This window comes from Rhodoferax ferrireducens (assembly GCF_003347515.1).
GTDB lineage: Bacteria > Pseudomonadota > Gammaproteobacteria > Burkholderiales > Burkholderiaceae_C > Rhodoferax.
This window is the reverse complement of sequence record NZ_QEII01000318.1, coordinates 1-17,683: the sequence shown is the minus strand read 5'-3', so window position 1 is coordinate 17,683 and position 17,683 is coordinate 1. Positions and strand designations below refer to the sequence as shown.

Sequence of the window (17,683 nt, the reverse complement as noted above, 5' to 3'; positions counted from 1 at the left end):
CTTAACCAAAACGGCCGGTAATGTAATCTTCTGTTTCCTTGCGGGTGGGCTTGAAGAACATCTGTTCTGTCGAGCCAAACTCCATCAGGTCTCCAAGGTACATGTAAGCGGTGTAGTCACTGCAACGCGCCGCCTGCTGCATGTTGTGGGTCACGATGACCACCGTATAGTCGCTCTTTAGTTCAGTGATCAACTCTTCGACTTTGGCTGTGGAGATGGGATCGAGTGCGGAGCAGGGTTCGTCCAGCAACAAGACCTCTGGCTTGATCGCAATGCCACGCGCAATGCACAGGCGCTGCTGCTGTCCACCCGAGAGGCTGGAGCCACTCTGGCTCAGCTTGTCTTTTACCTCGGTCCACAGGGCCGCTTTGCGCAAGGCCCACTCAACACGCTCTTCCATGTCGGTAGTATTGAGCGACTCGAACAATTTGACGCCAAAAGCAATATTGTCAAAGATGGACATGGGAAACGGCGTTGGCTTCTGGAACACCATGCCCACCTTGGCACGCAAGAGCGCCACGTCTTTCTTGCTGGTCAACAGATTTTCACCATCCAGAATAATTTCACCTTCGGCGCGCTGCTCCGGATACAGCTCGAACATGCGATTGAAAACACGCAAAAGCGTCGATTTACCACATCCGGAGGGACCGATAAAAGCAGTTACTTTGTTCTCCGGAATTTCCAGATTGATGCCTTTGAGGGCGTGGAACTTGCCGTAGTAAAAATCAAGATTCTTGACAGAAATCTTCGTCTTCTCACTCGTCGCGATAGCAGTACTCATGTTTAACCTTTTCTCGTATCTCTAACTGTGATTCGCTCAGGTCTTGCTTCGGGTCAAAAACCGGGCCAGTATGTTGAGGCCCAAGACCGCAACCGTGATGATGAACACACCCGCCCAGGCCAGTTTTTGCCAGTTTTCATAAGGACTCATGGCAAACTTGAAAATCGTCACCGGCAGACTCGCCATCGGCGAACTCAGACTGGATGTCCAGAACTGATTACTCAGTGCGGTGAACAGCAAGGGGGCAGTTTCGCCCGCAATTCGCGCTACGGCCAACAGAACGCCCGTAACCACACCTGACTTGGCCGCCTTCAAAGTGATGCTCAAAATAACTTTCCATTTTGGGGCACCCAGCGCATATGCAGCCTCACGCAAACCGGGCGGCACCAGTTGAAGCATGTTTTCAGTGGTGCGAATCACCACTGGAATCACTATCAGGGCAAGTGCCGCGACACCTGCGTAGCCCGAAAACGATTTGAAGCGGGACACAATCACGGCATAGACAAACAGACCAATGACGATAGATGGGGCAGACAACAAGATGTCGTTGACAAAACGCGTCAATGAAGCGAGCCAGCCCTTGGTGTCGAATTCAGCCAGGTAGATACCGGCCATGACGCCGATGGGGGTCCCCACGAATGTTGCCAGCAACACCATCAAAAACGATCCGTAAATGGCATTGGCCAAACCACCCGCGTCGTTTGGTGGTGGCGTCATCTGGGTCAGGGTATCAAGCGTGAGCCCTTCGACGCCCAAAATAATGGTCTCAATCAAGATCCAGCACAACCAGAAAAGACCAAAGGCCATGGCCATCAAAGACAGCGTCAGCGCAACACGATTAACAAACTTTCGATGCGCATATCGAGCCTGTCGCGCCTGTTCCTGAGCTGCCGACTGCAGCAAGAGTTCACCGGTGGTCATGTCTTGGCTCCTTCGTTCTTTTTGAGTTGCAAGAGCAGTATTTTCGACAGGGTCAACACCACAAAGGTGATAAAGAAAAGCACCAATCCAAGGTACATCAGCGAAGCCTGGTGCAGACCTTCGCCAGCCTCTGCAAACTCATTCGCCAAGGCCGATGTGATGCTGTTGGCGGCCTGAAACAGGCTGAGTGAATCCAGTTGGTTGAAGTTGCCAATGACAAAGGTGACCGCCATGGTTTCACCAATCGCACGACCCAACCCCAACATGATGCCGCCGATGACACCTGCCTTGGTGTAGGGCAACACCACGGTTGACACCACCTCCCAGGTCGTGGCCCCCAAGCCATAGGCCGATTCCTTGAGGAGAGTCGGCGTAACTTCAAACACGTCGCGCATCACCGCCGCAATGAACGGAATGATCATGATCGCCAGAATGATGCCAGCGGACAGTATGCCAATGCCAACCGGTGGACCTGAAAAGAAGGCCCCTAAATAGGGTACGTCGGAAAACATGGCCTGCAGGGGCTGCTGCACGTAGGTGGCCAAAAGGGGGCCAAACACCAGCAAGCCCCACATGCCGTACACAATGGAGGGGATCGCCGCGAGCAATTCAATGGCCGTGCCCAAAGGACGTTTCAGCCAAGCGGGTGAGAGCTCCGTGAGAAACAGCGCGATGCCAAAGCTCACTGGCACGGCAATCAGCAATGCGATGAAGGATGTCATCAAGGTGCCATAGATCATGACCAGGCCACCGAACTCTTCCTTAACCGGATCCCAGGTCGTGCTGGTAAGAAAGCCAAGGCCGTATTTGCTGATGGCAGGCCAAGCACTGATGGTCAGCGACGCCAATATGGCGATCAGCATGCCTAGCGTAAAGAGGGCCGCACCCTTGGCCAGCCAGCCGAAGATGCGATCCGCCATGGGACCCGAACGGGCCGCTTTCAACGGGGGAGGATTGGTCATAGCACGTCCGGAAGACTTAGCAGACTGGTTAATCGGTATCTGGTTCGCCGGAAGTGTAGTGGACACGCGCCTGCTCCTTTGAAAGGTTTTCGTTATCTACAAGCTACTTACTTCAAGGCCACGGGTTTGCCAGCTGCGTCTGTCACCTGGCCCCACGCCTTTTCAATTGCCCCGATCACGTTGCTAGGCATGGGTACGTAATCCAGATCAGTGGCGCTCTTGCCGCCGTTTTTGTAGGCCCAAGTGAAGAACTTGAAGGTTTCAGTGGCATTGGCTGGCTTGTCCTGCTTGACATGCATCAAGATGAAGGTTGCCGTTGAAATAGGCCATGCGTTCTTACCAGGCTGATCGGTAATGAGCTGATAAAAAGACTTGTTCCAGTCTGCGCCGGCGGCTGCCGCTTTGAACGTTTCATCATCAGGCGCCACAAATGCGCCATCCCTGTTCTTCAACAGCGTGTACGTCATCTTGTTTTGCTTGACATACGAGTACTCGACATAGCCAATGGAGTTGGGCAAACGGTTTACAAATGCAGCGACACCTTCGTTGCCCTTGCCACCGGCACCTACGGGCCAGTTGACCGCAGTGCCCTCACCGACCTTGGTCTTCCATTCAGGATGAACGCGGCTCAGATAATTGGTGAAATTGAATGTGGTACCCGAACCATCAGCGCGACGCACTGGGGCAATGGCGGCATCAGGCAGTTCCAGGCCAGGGTTCAGCGCTTTGATGGCAGCGTCATTCCACTTGGTAATCTTGCCAAGGTAAATGTCACCCAAAACCTGGCCGTCAAGCTTCATTTGACCTGGTGCAATACCCTTGATATTGATCACCGGCACAGTACCGCCGATCACGGTGGGAAACTGCAACTGTCCTTTTGACTTGAGTACCTCATCGGTTTGCGGCATGTCTGAGGCACCAAAATCAACCGTTTTGGAATCGATCTGTTTGATGCCGGCGCCAGAACCAACCGACTGGTAGTTGATCTTGACACCCGTAGCCTTGTTATATTCCGCCGCCCATTTTGAATACAGGGGGGCCGGGAAGCTTGCCCCAGCGCCGGTGATCTCTTGGGCACTTGCCAAATTCACGCACGACATGGAGGCGACGCCAGCCATGCTGATCAGGGCTAATTTGAAACCAGTTCTCATCGCTATACCTTTTGAGTTAAATGAAATATGACGTCTAAACGACTTAGGGAATATAAGAAGCTTATGTGACAGTAACGTGACATTCTTTCAAGTGGCCAAGCCAATCATCCCAGTCAGTGCCACAGTCGCATTCGCAGGACATTTGTCACAAAAAGGACACAATAAATTCTTATCGTTACAAATTGTTTAAAAAATGCTATGCAGGAGTCCCCCCTTGAACTCAAATGACGACGAATTGGTCCAGCGAATCAGACGGGATTTGGCCGACAGCTACGATGAAGAGCTCGAACTGGAGTTGGAAGACCGCAATCTGGATGAGCTCGCCGACAGCACAATGGATACCTCATCAGCGCAATACAAAGATAGTCGGCGCCAATATTTCCGTGAGTTGTTTCGTATGCAGGCGGAGTTGGTCAAGCTGCAGGATTGGGTTGTCAAGACCGGGCATAAGGTGGTGATCCTGTTTGAAGGGCGAGACGCCGCGGGCAAGGGCGGCGTGATCAAACGCATTACCCAGCGACTCAACCCTCGCGTGTGCCGGGTGGCGGCATTGCCTGCCCCGAACGCACGGGAACAAACCCAGTGGTATTTCCAACGCTATGTGTCGCACCTGCCCGGCGCGGGAGAAATTATCCTGTTTGATCGCAGCTGGTACAACCGGGCTGGCGTTGAGCGGGTGATGGGCTTTTGTTCCGATGAACAGTACGAGGAGTTTTTCAGGTCCGTTCCAGAATTCGAAAAAATGCTGGTGCGCTCCGGCATCCAGTTAATCAAGTACTGGTTCTCCATATCGGATGACGAGCAACATCTGCGCTTTCTTGGGCGCATCCATGACCCGCTGAAACAGTGGAAATTGAGCCCCATGGATCTGGAGTCACGTCGACGCTGGGAAGAATACACCAAGGCAAAAGAAGTCATGCTGGAACGCACTCACATCCCCGAAGCCCCGTGGTGGGTCGTGCAGGCGGATGACAAGAAAAAGGCCCGGCTCAACTGCATTCACCACCTGTTGGGCGAAATTCCCTATGGAGAAATTACGCATGCGGCTGTTGTGTTGCCGCCGCGGGAACGCCATGAGAATTATGTTCGTCAGCCCGTATCCCAAGAAATACTGGTGCCCGATGTCTATTGATCGTCGATCGTCACGAAGGCGTCATGAGTGTCAGCTATGCTCGCGTCGCCATGAAGCATACAAAAAACATATTGAATCGTCGCGTACTGCGCTTCGTACCTGTCACCATTGCAGTAACCACGTGTGCGTCGGTTCCAACCACCAGTTCAGCGGACACCAATAAATGATCTATCCACCAACCGGGTCGCGCCGCAGCCTGTTGAGCGGCACGATGGGGCTGGTCGCGTTCGCGGTGGCTCCTGCTTGGGCTCAGCCTGGAAAGGCATCCAGTGGCGCACGTACGGCGGTGGTAGCCCAGATCGTAGACAGCACCGCTGGCCAGCTGGATGTTTCCAGAGACTTCTTGATCGGGTCTCGCGCTGCCTGGCAAGATATCAATACCAGAGGTGGCGTCAACGGGCGTCCGATCCAACATTTGACTATAGAGGTCGACGGCAGCGCCGGCAGCCTGCGCACAGCGCTTGATTCGATAAAAAGAACGCCCAACTGCGTTGCCCTCTCCGGCACGGCCGGGGACCGTACAGCGAGTCAGCTGGTCGCGTTGCTACAACAAGATCAGCATGACATCGCCCACGTTGCGCCATGGCTCCAAAACTCGGATCTGGATGGGGACAATTTTACGTTTCCGATATTCGCATCCCGACAGGACCAAATAGCACAGGCATTGAAATCACTGTCAACCATGGGCGTTCCAGAAGTTGGGGCCATCTATGCGTCCCGGCAGGAATATGCCCAGTATCGCGATGACGTGGAGCGTGCCAGTACAACCCTGAAAATCAAGCTGAAGTCCTACGAACCGACTGGTGATTTGGCAAGGGTAGGAAAAAGCCTGGCAGCTGACACACCACGAATTCTGCTATTCATCGGGGGGACGCCTGAGTTGGTGCAGTTCACACAGGGCATTGACAAGCAATCCCAGCAACGCTACATCGTGGCCATGGCCGATGTCAGTCTGCCAACCCTGATGCAAATGGGTGCTGCGCGCAACACTCCCGTCATGGCCACTCAGGTGGTCCCCATGGTCAACTCCGCATTGCCCATCGTCAAAGCCTATCGTGAGACGCTGGCTCGCCTGTATGACGAGCCCCCAACGCCCCAAAGTTTGGCCGGATACATCGCCGCACGATATACCAGCGAAGTGTTGAGTACGGTCGAAGGCGCGCCCACACGTCAAAATACTTTACGGGCGTTCCAGCAGCGTCAGACAATTGACGTGGGCGGTTTTCGCGTCAGCTTCAATGCACAAAGGCGAAGTGGCTCTTACGTCACTCAAAGCATGATCACACGCGACGGTCGACTTGTCGGCTGAGCCTACTGATGCTTTTCCCCATTCAAGGCAGCCCGCAGTTGTGGCAACAATGCCTGCATGGCCACCCGGCCCGCTTGAATGGCGCGGCGCCGCGCACCAAAATCCGAGCTGGCCACGCCCAGCAGTGAGGGCCGCACCACCACATCGGCTTCGCGCAGCTCAAAACTGTTGATGCTTTTGCCCATGATGGCAAAAGTTTGCAGCAGAATCTTCAAAGTATCGCTGGCGCCGTTGCCTTCAGGCGCGTTGGAGATATCGACGGCAATTATCACTTCTGCACCCATTTGGCGCGCATACCGCACGGGCACCGGCGACACAAGTCCACCATCCACATATTCACGACCCAATATTTTGACGGGCTGAAACAGGGCGGGTACGGCGCTCGAGGCACGCACCGCCGTGGCCGTGTCCCCACGCTGGAACAGCATTCCCTGACCACTGTTGAGATCCGTCGCCACAATACCCAAAGGCAAAGACATGCTCTCAATCGGGCGACCATTGACCTGTGCACTTACATAGCGCGCCAGTGCCTCGCCGCGCAACATGCCACGGCTGAATATCGGCAAAGTCCAGTCTGCAAAAGCCGCCTCTTCCATGGTTTCGGCAATTTGCTGCAACTGCGCCCCAGTCTTGCCACTGGCATAAAACGCAGCAACAAGACTGCCTGCAGAGGTCCCCACCACGAGGCTGGGGCGAATGCCCGCCTCCTCCAGCACCTGAATTACGCCAATGTGCGCAAAGCCCCGTGCTGCGCCACCACCCAGGACCAAACCAACTTTGAGAGACTTTTTGGAGAGCGTCTGTACTGCGGGTGATGCATCAGGGACTATCGTCGGCACCGGCCGGGTGGCACACCCGATCAGGCATATGCTGACTAAGATCATGAAAATATGCTTGAACTTGAGATTTACATTACTCATTTAATAGGAATGATTCGCGTTTGTGATAATATAAAAACACTCTATTTTCTGGAAAGCACAAGGACAATGTTCAAGAAACACATCCCCGCCGCATGCGCTATTTTGCTCGCCTGCACTGCTGCGGCAGCGCAAGATCAGGTTCTCAACATCTACTCAGCGCGTCACTACCCGACGGATGAGGCGCTGTACACAAACTTCACGAAAGCGACCGGCATCGCGATCAATCGAGTCGATGCTGACGACGCCGGCATCCTTGCCCGGCTCAAAGCAGAAGGTACAGCATCACCCGCCGACGTGATTTTGCTGGTGGACGCTGCACGTTTGTGGAAGGGTGAAGCTGAGGGACTGTTTCAGCCCGTAAATTCCAAGTTACTGAACGACGCCATTCCCGTCCAACTACGCGGCAAGGCGACTGGCGACGGTGCCTCGCCGTGGTTTGGCTTCTCAACGCGCGCCCGAGTCATTGTGTACAACAAGGTAAAGATTCAGAAAGACGACGTTGATACGTACGAAGAATTGGGCGACCCAAAAAACAAGGGCAAACTGTGCATCCGCTCAGGCTCACACCCCTATAACCTGTCTTTGTTCGGCGCGGTACTTGAGCACCTAGGTGAGCAAAAAGCTGAAAGCTGGCTCAAAGGCATGGTCGACAACATGGCTCGCGCGCCCAAGGGCGGCGACACCGACCAGATCAAGGGCGTTGCTGCCGGCGAATGCGGCATTGCGGTGACCAACACTTATTACCTTGCGCGCATCATGCGCTCGGATAAACCCGAAGATAAAGCGATCATGGACCGCGTGGGCGTTGTCTTTCCGAACCAGGCATCGTGGGGTACGCACGTCAACATCGCCGGTGGCGCTGTAGCTAAGAATGCCAAGAATCCGGCCAACGCAGTGAAGTTTCTGGAGTATTTAGCCAGCGCACCGGCACAAGATCATTTTGCCAATGGCAATAACGAGTGGCCTGTGGCCAAAGGCGTGAAAATCAACAACCCGGCCTTGCAGGCCATGACGGGTGGCAGCTTCAAGAGCGAGACCATTCCCATCAATGTGATCGGAATGAATCAGGTCAAGGTCCAGCAAATGCTCGACCGTGTCGGGTTCAAGTAAAGTCAGCAGTTCCTGCAATCGGGTATTCTTGTTTTTCTCCTTTTCTTATGGAAGAGAGACCCTTCAAGGAAGGACAAGCAATGAAAACCCTCTGGTATTTCACTCTGCTGGTGACGCTGTTAGTCGCAGGCTTGGTGCTTGCCGGGCAACTCGGATTCCTGTCTGGAACGGTGCCACAGGAGCTGGGTGTGACGGACGGGCGGCTCAGGCCTCCGTCCAGAACCCCCAACAGCGTGAGCAGCCAAGCCACACTCTATCCCGAGCACCCGCAAAGAGCCTACGCCAGCATTGCGCCGTTGGCCTACACGGGTGACGGTGACGTCGCGATGGCACGACTCACGGTACTGCTGCAGAAATCAGAACGAACGGTTGTTGTCACGCAGCAGCCTAGCTATATCTACGCGCAATCAACCACTCCGCTACTCAAATTTACCGACGACATAGAGTTCTGGCTTGACAAGCCAAACAGCGTCATTCAAGTACGCTCGGCCAGCCGTTTGGGGCGAAATGACTTTGGCGTCAACAGGGCGCGGGTGGAGTCCATCCGCGCCCAATTCTTGTCTTAGCCAGCTGTCGCTTCTTGCGCCTCAGGTTTGGGCTTGCCTTCTTTCTTGGGCAAGGGTTGAATGTCCAGCAAGACCTCCGTCTTGCTTTCGTCCGTGTCATCCAGATCGACCGTCAGGCGGCCTCCGTCGGTTAAGCGCCCAAAGAGTAATTCGTCGGCCAGTGCGCGGCGAATCGTATCCTGAATCAGACGCTGCATTGGACGTGCACCCATGAGAGGATCAAATCCCTTTTTGGCCAGGTGTTTGCGCAGCTTGTCGGTGAAGGTGACATCGACCTTCTTATCGGCCAACTGGGCTTCCAACTGCAGCAAGAACTTATCGACCACGCGCATGATGACAACTTCGTCCAGCGCCTTGAAACTGACAACAGCATCCAGCCGGTTTCGGAATTCCGGCGTAAACAGGCGTTTGATGTCCGCCATCTCATCACCCGATTCGCGCACATTGGTAAATCCCATGACGGTCTTGTTCATGGTCTCGGCACCGGCGTTGGTCGTCATGATGATGATGACGTTGCGGAAATCGGCCTTGCGTCCGTTGTTATCGGTCAGCGTGCCATGGTCCATGACCTGCAGCAGCACGTTGAAGATGTCCGGATGCGCCTTTTCGATTTCATCGAGCAAGAGCACACAATGCGGCTTCTTGGTCACAGCTTCGGTAAGCAGACCGCCCTGATCAAACCCCACGTAACCCGGTGGCGCGCCAATCAGGCGGCTCACCGCATGGCGCTCCATGTACTCACTCATGTCAAAGCGAATGAGGTCAATCCCCATGATGTAGGCCAGCTGTTTGGCCGCCTCGGTCTTGCCAACGCCCGTGGGGCCACTGAACAGGAAGGAACCAATTGGCTTGTCGCCCTTGCCCAAGCCGGAACGCGCCATTTTCACGGCCGACGCCAGCATGTCAATCGCCTTGTCTTGACCGAACACAACGTTCTTAAGATCCCGTTCCAGCGTCTTGAGTTTGCCCCGATCATCATTGGACACATTGGCGGGAGGAATTCGGGCTATCTTCGCCACAATTTCTTCCACTTCCGTCTTGCTGATGATTTTCTTGCGCTTGGACGGCGGCAGAATACGTTGTGCGGCACCCGCCTCGTCGATCACATCAATGGCCTTGTCCGGCAGATGGCGGTCATTGATGTATTTGGCGCTCAACTCGGCCGCAGCCTGCAGGGCCGCTACCGCGTATTTGACATTGTGATGCTCTTCAAATCGCGACTTAAGACCCTTGAGGATTTCCACAGTCTGCTCGATGGTCGGCTCAACGACATCGACCTTCTGGAAGCGGCGTGACAGCGCAGCGTCCTTCTCGAAGATGCCACGGTACTCGGTAAACGTCGTTGCACCAATGCATTTAAGTGCGCCTGAACTCAAACCAGGCTTAAGCAGATTGGATGCATCCAGCGTTCCACCCGAGGCCGCACCGGCGCCAATCAAGGTGTGGATTTCGTCGATGAACAAGACAGCATTGGGCTTGTCCTTCAGGGACTTCAACACACCTTTGAGTCGCTGCTCGAAATCACCCCGGTATTTGGTACCGGCCAGCAGCGCACCCATGTCGAGCGAGTAGACGATGGAGTCGGCCAGAATTTCAGGTACATCCTTTTGCGTAATGCGCCAAGCCAGCCCCTCAGCAATGGCCGTCTTGCCGACACCGGCCTCACCCACAAGCAGCGGGTTATTCTTGCGGCGTCGGCACAAGATCTGAATCACGCGCTCGACTTCATATTCGCGTCCGATCAGCGGGTCAATCTTGCCGTCCTTGGCCAGTTGGTTGAGATTCACGGTGTACTGCTCAAGAGGCGAGGCCTTCTCATTTTTCTCAGCTACACCTTCTTCGCTTTCGGCCTGACTCTCGCCCGACTTGGTCGACTCCGGCGGATCGCTCTTCTTGATGCCGTGCGCAATGAAGTTCACCACATCCAGGCGTGTCACGCCTTGCTGATGCAGGTAGTACACCGCATGGGAGTCCTTCTCGCCAAAGATGGCGACCAGCACGTTTGCCCCGGTGACTTCTTTTTTACCACTGCCCGTCGACTGCACATGCATGATGGCGCGCTGAATCACACGCTGAAACCCCAAGGTAGGCTGCGTGTCCACATCATCCGACCCGGCAACCTGAGGTGTGTTGTCCTTGATGAAATTCGCCAGCGACTTTCGCAAGTCGTCGATATTGGCCGAACAAGCCCGCAGCACTTCGGCCGCGCTGGGGTTGTCCAGCAGGGCAAGCAGCAAGTGCTCGACCGTGATGAACTCATGACGCTGCTGCCGCGCCTCAACAAACGCCATATGAAGGCTGACTTCCAATTCTTGGGCAATCATGTGATTTCCTTTTTAAGCCTTGCTTTGATGTTTAACTGTAATCCGATTTCAATTTCAATTCTGTACAGATGCCATCATCTGCCTAAAAATCAACGGGCTCACTGATGCACTTCAGCGGGTGCCCAGCCTTCGCTGCAGCATCGAGGACCTGATCCACCTTGGTGGCCGCCACATCTTTGGAATAAACGCCACAAATGCCCTTCCCGTCCAGATGAATCTTGAGCATGATCTGCGTCGCCGCCTCCAGATCCTTGCCAAAAAACTCCTGAATCACCACGACGACAAATTCCATCGGCGTGTAGTCATCATTGAGCATGACGACCTGGTACATCTGCGGCGGCTGAACCTTCTGGGTTCGCCTCTCAAGCACGACGGAGTCGCCGTCATCCCGCTGAGGTTGGTGAGCCGGTGGAACTGGTGGAATTACGGGAGATTTGGTTGCCATGCTTTCATTCTATCGAGCGTACCGAAGCACTGCAGCGTCATCAGAAATTGGTGACAATTTTTCAACATTCAAGCGACGCAAACAAAAAAACCGCTCAAAACCATCGGGCCAGAGCGGTTTGGATACCGGCGAGGTATGCGCTCGCCGGAAACAGTCAATCTGCGATCACATATGGTCGATCATTACATGTAAATCAGGCTGTAGCCCACGCCAGTCAACGTGTCTGTGTTTTGAACGCGCCCGACTTCCTCACAATTGCCCTAACTTCAGATTAGCCATCGTGAGACAGTGCCGTGCGCGTCGCCCATAGCCCATACGGCCATAGCTCCGAAGAGCCACAATTACTTTAACACGGACAAAGCGCTGTCAACCCCTTGCCTCAAACTTGCAATTATCGAAATCAAGAAGCCCGACTCGGAGTTGATGACGAGAGCAAGTTAACGCGAAGATATTCATGGGTCTTCGGAAAAGCTGGGGGGAATCTGAAACGGATCCACGGTGTCGTGAGAAATCGATTGCCGAACAGCGATTAGGCTTTGGAGCCTCGGGCGGTCGCCACCGTCGAGAGTTCGGGCTTCACTCAAAGTCCAGCAGGAATCGACGACCTGCCATTTTTGAGATTTAGACTATTAATCTAGTAAAAAGGCTCGCTTAGAGTCAGCTTTCTTCAATCTGTTTAGGGTACTGCTACCACTGCTACTGCGCCAACACAAATCGCGTGCATCGTATCGAAGAATGCTGCTGCGAAACTGTCTGACTTGTTAATTTTAGAGATCATAGGCATACCTTCCTTTTCTACTCCCGAAAGAGTGGCTGCGAGCGTTGTAAAAATGACTTTTAAGAATCCCAAAAGAAACGATACAAGCATCCACAGGATTAGTGAAGCCGCAGCAGCGGGATTTGAACCCATACTGGCACCCATTACCCTAAACAGACTGGCTATCATTTTACTGCAATTGATAGCATAAGTTAACGAATTTCGTTGCTGTATCTGTATTTAGGTGCGGCACCTGACTTCACATGCCACACGTCGGCACGTGGCCTAGCGGCCTTTTTCGTGGGTACCGGAAGCAACTGGTAACGCCTGCCCGATCCCTCCTTCAAATTGCACAGATGTCCGCATCTGGCCGCTGCACGAGTCTTTAACAAGCGCACACTCGTCGATAGCCGTGCAAACTGCTCACGTCGGTGGCGCCTCGATCCAGTCTCAGCTGTCCTGAGCTGGCGCAAGCACAGCCATCAATAGCCTTACCAACAGTGGCATTGGTTGCCACAAAAACATTGGTGCCAGGTGGTCTGCAAATACAGGTGCATCCAGTCAACCAAATCGGAAATGTATCTCGCTGTGATCTGTTCGTGCGGCTCGTTGAGCGGATCACACCCAAGGCAAATCGCATGACTGAACGAACGCACATTTCCGACATACGCCCGATGAACAGGTGGTCTGAGGCTCAACTCTCTCAACAAACAGTTTCCCCCGCCTCGTCGCCAGCGAAATCACATCAGCATGCGCCATGAGCCTCACTTGATGACAACCCATTCGGAAGCCATCTGGCCGCTCAGTCACAATATAGGCGTAATCCGCGACAACATCTCCCGTGTGCGCCATCAAGGCCACGCGCTGCGCCGACAATTCAATGACATCCGACTGATACATCCGATTCGTCTCCCTGGTTTTCAGCTCAACCAGCACCAACACACCTGCCGCATTGCGATAAACCCTATCCACCCTGGCAGAAATTGACACTGGCCCGGTGGATTGGAACAAGCATTCCGCATAGACCAGGCAGGCGCTTCTCAATTCCGGAGGTAACCTTGCCCGACGTAGATCTGACCTGCTGCGCCACCACCAAAGGAGGATGACCGCGAGTGCACCCACGCCAATAACGGCTGCAGGGTCAAGTCTCATGACGCGGTTTCCTGGCTTGAAACCACTTCGCGACACACAAAGCTAGCCTGCGCCAAAATACCAGAAAAACAACGAAATGACGCCACTGGCGAGTCAATTTCATGTACCGATCCCGATAGAAGCGCGCGTGCGCCCGTCGTCCACGCTTGATTGCCTGCTGCTGTTCAACGGTCAGTCGCTTGCCATAGCGATGCTCAAACACCACCAGCCGTTCGCACACGCCCATCTGCGCCAGTTCTGACGCGCTGACAGACGCCCTCCGGCGTCCATGCTTCTTCACGGGTGCCATGATCAGTCCTCCCCATCGACCATTGGTGCATCGAACGCCTGGACGACATGCCCAGCAACGGCCGGATTGACCTTCGAGGGGGTCGGCAACGCGGATACAGTCCCTTGAGATAAGGTACCCGCAGACGGCACCAGCATCCAGTTCTGTGCCAACAAGCCCTCATGAGCCAGAAAGCGCAAGCGGTTCACCCGCTTCGTGCCTTTGTTGAACCGGATCAGGTCATCGTAGAGGCGCGGGTTGTCCTCCCGCGTCATCTCAAACAGCAAACGCACTGGCTCGCTGTTTGTTTCTTGGTCCCGGCTCATGCGCCCTCTCCTTCCTGCCGCGATGTGCGGGCCGCACGACCGGGACTTTGCATCGCAGTGGCGGCGTAATTCGTGCCGGCGATCTGGTAGCCCCGCAGATTCGAGAACATCGGCTCCTTGACCTCCAGAATCTGATGCGTCGCGAACGCCTCCTTCACCGCCTTTTTGAACAAAAAGGCGCCGCCACCGACCAGAATGACATGCTGGACATCGTAAAACTCACCGATCCGGCGCATCATCGCCCCCACGGCCTGCTTGGTAACGCTTTCCACCACCGGCTTCATGCGCGCCAGACTGTAGGTCCGCTGAAAGATCGTCAGATTCTTGTTGGTGCGCAAGGCCAGGTCGATGGCGTCCAACTGGTTGTAAGGTCGGCCAATTTCCGCGCTGATGTCATCCGCGATCACCTGCAGGATGTCGGACACCCCTCGATTCACCGAATGGCTGCGCTTGTACGACAACTTCATACCCCGCGCCACCAGCCAGTCGAAGGTACGCGAACCTGGATCAATCACCAGACTGTGCTCGTTTTCCATCGCCACCACTTTGTCATGCTGTGAGGCATAGTCGATCAACGCTCCGTTAGGCTGGGCCATGGCCAGTGCCTTGCGCACCAGCACGGTCTTGCCATTGCCTACGTCGTGGGTGCCAGTCATCAATTTCTCCAACGCTGCCTTCTTCAAGGCAAACATGGCCACCGGTAGCCCCACCACCAGCAGGTCGATGGTGTCGACCTTCATCATCCGCAGTGCCCCGCGTGCCAGGGCCAGGTATTCCGGGGTATCAATAAAGTTGTCGTGGATCTGCGTGGCACGAAAAGCGTCGGCGGCCAGCATCACGTCCGGCCCCACCTCGTAAAACATGCCGCCAATCGGGATGGCGACGGTTTTGCGCCGATCTGCGCCCAGGGTGGTGGATGGGTCGCGCGGAAAGGGATAAGCCAGTGAAGGAAAGCTGGCGCAGCGGATTTCGTCACCGGAGATACCAGCGACGTACTTGGTGTTGCCGTAGCCAACGTCTACGGCTCGAATGATCAATTCCATGAGAGGACTCCAAATCAGGGTTGCAGAACGATCAGCATCGGTGGCCCAATACTGTCTATCCACGCAGAAATCCCCTTCAAACCACCTGATTTCGGGATCGGCTCTGACTTGGGTCCCGATACAACCTTGTCAGGTCACATTGAAACGAGACCGATTTCATCGGGCATGCGGAAAAGCTCTGCGTGTCAAACTAAGGTCTCACCGCAAACCGAGCTGTCAAGGGCGCGATTTGCGTGGATCACGCCGATTTGTGCTATTTCTGCGGCCCAGGCCTGCGAACCGGCCACCAACCCGGTCAAGGTCCCGTCCGGGACCAGAGGCAGCAATTTCCCTTGTCAAGCCCGCATGCAGCCTCACTTTCAATCCCTTCGGGACAATAAACTCGGCTCACGGGCACATCCCGGTCGTTCAATCGCCACCCAAAACCACCGGGAAATCGACACCATTTCCGGCAAGCCTGCTTGACTCTTCCTCTGGGTCGGCGTCAACTACAGGTTCCCGAGGGCCGTCCTGGCCCTGCTCCATCGAGGAGCGCAAGGCGTCGCAGTCGTTACCTGCCCCAAACTCCGGTCCTTGAACCGGAATTGGCCATCGCCCCCTGAGGTGATGGCCTCGTGGTTTTTTTTGTAGTGCAACCCCTTGTGGCTTTGCCAGCACTTTTCGCTGGGCGTTCCCTGAAACGCGCCACGGCTTTCGAGCACTCGGTCGGCACCTGATGCCGCACCCCTGTTCCCGCCATCCTTTGAGCACGCGTTACACGCAGCGCGCGGTTGTGTTTGCCATTTTTTGGCTCCCCGCGCGTTCCCGCTCACAAACTCGGCACCGCCCTGGACTTTCGGTCAGGGGTGGACCCATGCGAGTGGATGGCGCTACGAATCCAGAACTGATCCATCAGTACGTGCAAGGCCTGACCTTGTCACGGATGCCCTTTGGCACGCCCTTGAGGCGGACCGGCATCACCAACCCCATGGTTGCAGAAATGCACAGATGGGACGGATCACATGTTTCATTTTTAAGGAAGACCGAGCTGGCAAGCGCTGACGCGCTGGCTGGCAAAACATTGGGTCGGTGCCGCACCTCGGTGGTCGCGTGCTGCACCGGAGTTTTTGACCACTGACCTGCCAGGCGACGGAATCCACCCGGCAGGTGACTGCTTTGTGATTCCACGTTTTTTCAACACTTGCCCGCCATTCGGGCGGCGGGCAGACATCCACCAAATGGAAGGCAACACCATGCAAAACAAAGCTTCTCGTCGGCGGCAACAAGGCTCAGTCAGCCCCGGCCGCCTGTTAGCCAGTGAACCCACGCGCCGCCAGCCGTGGGCAAACAAGACGGCCCAAGACATCCTGGCGGGCTATCAGCCCGGCAAAGCACCACCGCTCAAGGTACTGGAGGTACTGCTGGAACTCTTCAACACCCTGCACACCTCGCTGGAGAAAACTGTTTCCCACAAGACACGGTATGAACGTGCCCAGTTCCTGCGGCGCTTTTTTCGCGACCTCAAAGCCAAGGCGGGGTTCAACACGATTCCCGATCCGCGCAACCTGGGACAGAAACACATTCATGCCATGGTGCAGGTCTGGCAACGGGAGCAGCTCGCTCCGGCCACGATTCAGACTTACCTGAGTTTCCTGCGCGGCTTGGGCATGTGGATGGGCAAGCATGGCTTCGTGCGGGAGCCAGCGCATTACGGCCTGAGCGTGGAGGAATACCAGCGGCATGAATATGCGCAGCGAGACAAGAGTTGGTCTGCCGCTGGCGTTGACATTGACGAAGTCATCGAGCGGGTCTGTGCCTGCGACCGGTATGTCGGCGCTTCGCTGCGGTTGATCAATGCCATGGGGCTGCGGCGCAAGGAGTCCATCCAATTCCGGCCCTTTGAGCACGTCTTGCCTTTCAGCGAAACGGGACTGCCCCTCGATCGCAAGACAGCGGATCGGTATGTGAGGATCAAGGGCAAGGGCGGAAGGGTGCGTTTTGTCCCGCTGGACAGCCCTGCCAGATTGGCGGCGGTCGATCTCGCCCAAGGCCTTGTGTGCAACCGGGATGCCTATTTGGGAGACCCCGCCAATGACCTGAAGCAGAACCTGCGGCGCTTTGACTACGTATTGGAGAAATTCGGGATCACGTTTCGGGAACTGGGCGTGACGGCGCACGGGCTACGCCATGAAGCCTTGATCCAGTTCTTCGGCGACCAGACCGGTGAACCGCCGCCGGTGCGAGGCGGTGGGCCGCTGCCACCGGATCTGGACCGGACGGCCAGACAGGCCGTGTCCGAACTGGCAGGACATGCGCGCATTCGAGCTTCGGGGGCGTATTGTGGAAAGTCAGTTGTTATGCGCACAAAGGTACCGACTCCAGCGGTATCAGCGAAGTCAAGCAACTCAGACTTACTCATAAGTCAGTAATTTAGCGGACAAATTCTCTGAACTTATTTGTTTGAGTTTTCTCCAAATTCGCATGAAACGGGACGGACGCAAATTGGCCCACAACACGCTCGAAGAAATGCGTGTTCT

The 17,683-nt window shown here is 55.2% G+C and carries 17 protein-coding genes; 5 read left to right on the top strand and 12 right to left on the bottom strand.

Annotated elements, in window-relative coordinates; all coding sequences use genetic code 11:
* Position 1 precedes the first annotated feature (1 nt).
* The 4 genes from pstB to pstS all read right to left on the bottom strand — a co-directional run bounded on the left by pstB (position 2) and on the right by pstS (position 3,815).
* Positions 2 to 781 carry a phosphate ABC transporter ATP-binding protein PstB gene (gene pstB, locus C5P05_RS28420; protein ID WP_114973242.1) on the bottom strand — a complete coding sequence of 260 codons (780 nt, stop codon included), beginning with the start codon at positions 779 to 781 and terminating at the stop codon, positions 2 to 4.
* A 36-nt stretch (positions 782 to 817) separates the two neighbouring features.
* Entirely contained in the window at positions 818 to 1,702 is an 885-nt protein-coding gene (pstA, locus tag C5P05_RS28415; RefSeq protein ID WP_114973241.1) for a phosphate ABC transporter permease PstA, read from the bottom strand.
* Complete coding sequence (pstC, locus tag C5P05_RS28410) at positions 1,699 to 2,664, bottom strand: phosphate ABC transporter permease subunit PstC (protein ID WP_232834697.1); 966 nt, start codon at positions 2,662 to 2,664, stop codon at positions 1,699 to 1,701. Before pstC ends, pstA begins: the two co-directional genes overlap by 4 nt.
* Positions 2,665 to 2,771: 107 nt before the next feature.
* Complete coding sequence (pstS, locus tag C5P05_RS28405) at positions 2,772 to 3,815, bottom strand: phosphate ABC transporter substrate-binding protein PstS (RefSeq protein ID WP_114973239.1); 1,044 nt, start codon at positions 3,813 to 3,815, stop codon at positions 2,772 to 2,774.
* Positions 3,816 to 4,029: 214 nt separating this feature from the next.
* Here pstS and ppk2 point away from each other — a divergent pair, with 214 nt between their 5' ends.
* Complete coding sequence (gene ppk2 / locus C5P05_RS28400; protein WP_232834696.1) at positions 4,030 to 4,947, top strand: polyphosphate kinase 2; 918 nt, start codon at positions 4,030 to 4,032, stop codon at positions 4,945 to 4,947.
* Positions 4,948 to 5,110: 163 nt separating this feature from the next.
* A complete protein-coding gene (locus tag C5P05_RS28395; RefSeq protein WP_114973237.1) occupies positions 5,111 to 6,256 on the top strand; it encodes an ABC transporter substrate-binding protein in 1,146 nt (381 codons plus the stop codon).
* A gap of 2 nt (positions 6,257 to 6,258) precedes the next feature.
* On the opposite strand, the gene C5P05_RS28390 is transcribed toward C5P05_RS28395, so the two are convergent.
* Positions 6,259 to 7,140, bottom strand: coding sequence for a patatin-like phospholipase family protein (locus tag C5P05_RS28390; RefSeq protein WP_232834695.1), 882 nt, complete (start codon positions 7,138 to 7,140; stop codon positions 6,259 to 6,261).
* A gap of 102 nt (positions 7,141 to 7,242) precedes the next feature.
* Between C5P05_RS28390 and C5P05_RS28385 the strand changes: the two genes are divergently transcribed.
* Both C5P05_RS28385 and C5P05_RS28380 read left to right on the top strand, forming a co-directional pair.
* Positions 7,243 to 8,286 (top strand): extracellular solute-binding protein, encoded by a 1,044-nt coding sequence (locus C5P05_RS28385; protein WP_114973235.1) that lies wholly within the window; start codon positions 7,243 to 7,245, stop codon positions 8,284 to 8,286.
* Positions 8,287 to 8,366: 80 nt separating this feature from the next.
* A complete protein-coding gene (locus C5P05_RS28380) occupies positions 8,367 to 8,852 on the top strand; it encodes a DUF1499 domain-containing protein (RefSeq protein WP_114973347.1) in 486 nt (161 codons plus the stop codon).
* Here C5P05_RS28380 and clpA read toward each other — a convergent pair.
* The 7 genes from clpA to C5P05_RS28355 all read right to left on the bottom strand — a co-directional run bounded on the left by clpA (position 8,849) and on the right by C5P05_RS28355 (position 15,167).
* A complete protein-coding gene (gene clpA, locus C5P05_RS28375) occupies positions 8,849 to 11,176 on the bottom strand; it encodes an ATP-dependent Clp protease ATP-binding subunit ClpA (RefSeq protein ID WP_114973234.1) in 2,328 nt (775 codons plus the stop codon). The genes C5P05_RS28380 and clpA overlap by 4 nt on opposite strands.
* A gap of 82 nt (positions 11,177 to 11,258) precedes the next feature.
* Entirely contained in the window at positions 11,259 to 11,621 is a 363-nt protein-coding gene (gene clpS, locus C5P05_RS28370) for an ATP-dependent Clp protease adapter ClpS (protein ID WP_114973233.1), read from the bottom strand.
* A 676-nt stretch (positions 11,622 to 12,297) separates the two neighbouring features.
* Positions 12,298 to 12,531 carry a hypothetical protein gene (locus C5P05_RS33880; protein WP_157979473.1) on the bottom strand — a complete coding sequence of 78 codons (234 nt, stop codon included), beginning with the start codon at positions 12,529 to 12,531 and terminating at the stop codon, positions 12,298 to 12,300.
* 465 nt (positions 12,532 to 12,996) lie between these two features.
* Complete coding sequence (locus tag C5P05_RS28365; RefSeq protein ID WP_114973232.1) at positions 12,997 to 13,530, bottom strand: hypothetical protein; 534 nt, start codon at positions 13,528 to 13,530, stop codon at positions 12,997 to 12,999.
* Positions 13,520 to 13,819 (bottom strand): hypothetical protein, encoded by a 300-nt coding sequence (locus tag C5P05_RS33875; RefSeq protein WP_157979472.1) that lies wholly within the window; start codon positions 13,817 to 13,819, stop codon positions 13,520 to 13,522. The genes C5P05_RS28365 and C5P05_RS33875 overlap by 11 nt, the downstream gene beginning before the upstream one ends.
* Before the next feature lie 2 nt (positions 13,820 to 13,821).
* Positions 13,822 to 14,124, bottom strand: coding sequence for a hypothetical protein (locus tag C5P05_RS28360; protein WP_114973231.1), 303 nt, complete (start codon positions 14,122 to 14,124; stop codon positions 13,822 to 13,824).
* Positions 14,121 to 15,167 carry a PRTRC system protein D gene (locus tag C5P05_RS28355; protein WP_114973230.1) on the bottom strand — a complete coding sequence of 349 codons (1,047 nt, stop codon included), beginning with the start codon at positions 15,165 to 15,167 and terminating at the stop codon, positions 14,121 to 14,123. The genes C5P05_RS28360 and C5P05_RS28355 overlap by 4 nt, the downstream gene beginning before the upstream one ends.
* A 1,232-nt stretch (positions 15,168 to 16,399) precedes the next feature.
* Here C5P05_RS28355 and C5P05_RS28350 point away from each other — a divergent pair.
* Complete coding sequence (locus C5P05_RS28350; RefSeq protein ID WP_114973346.1) at positions 16,400 to 17,575, top strand: phage integrase N-terminal domain-containing protein; 1,176 nt, start codon at positions 16,400 to 16,402, stop codon at positions 17,573 to 17,575.
* Positions 17,576 to 17,683 lie beyond the last annotated feature (108 nt).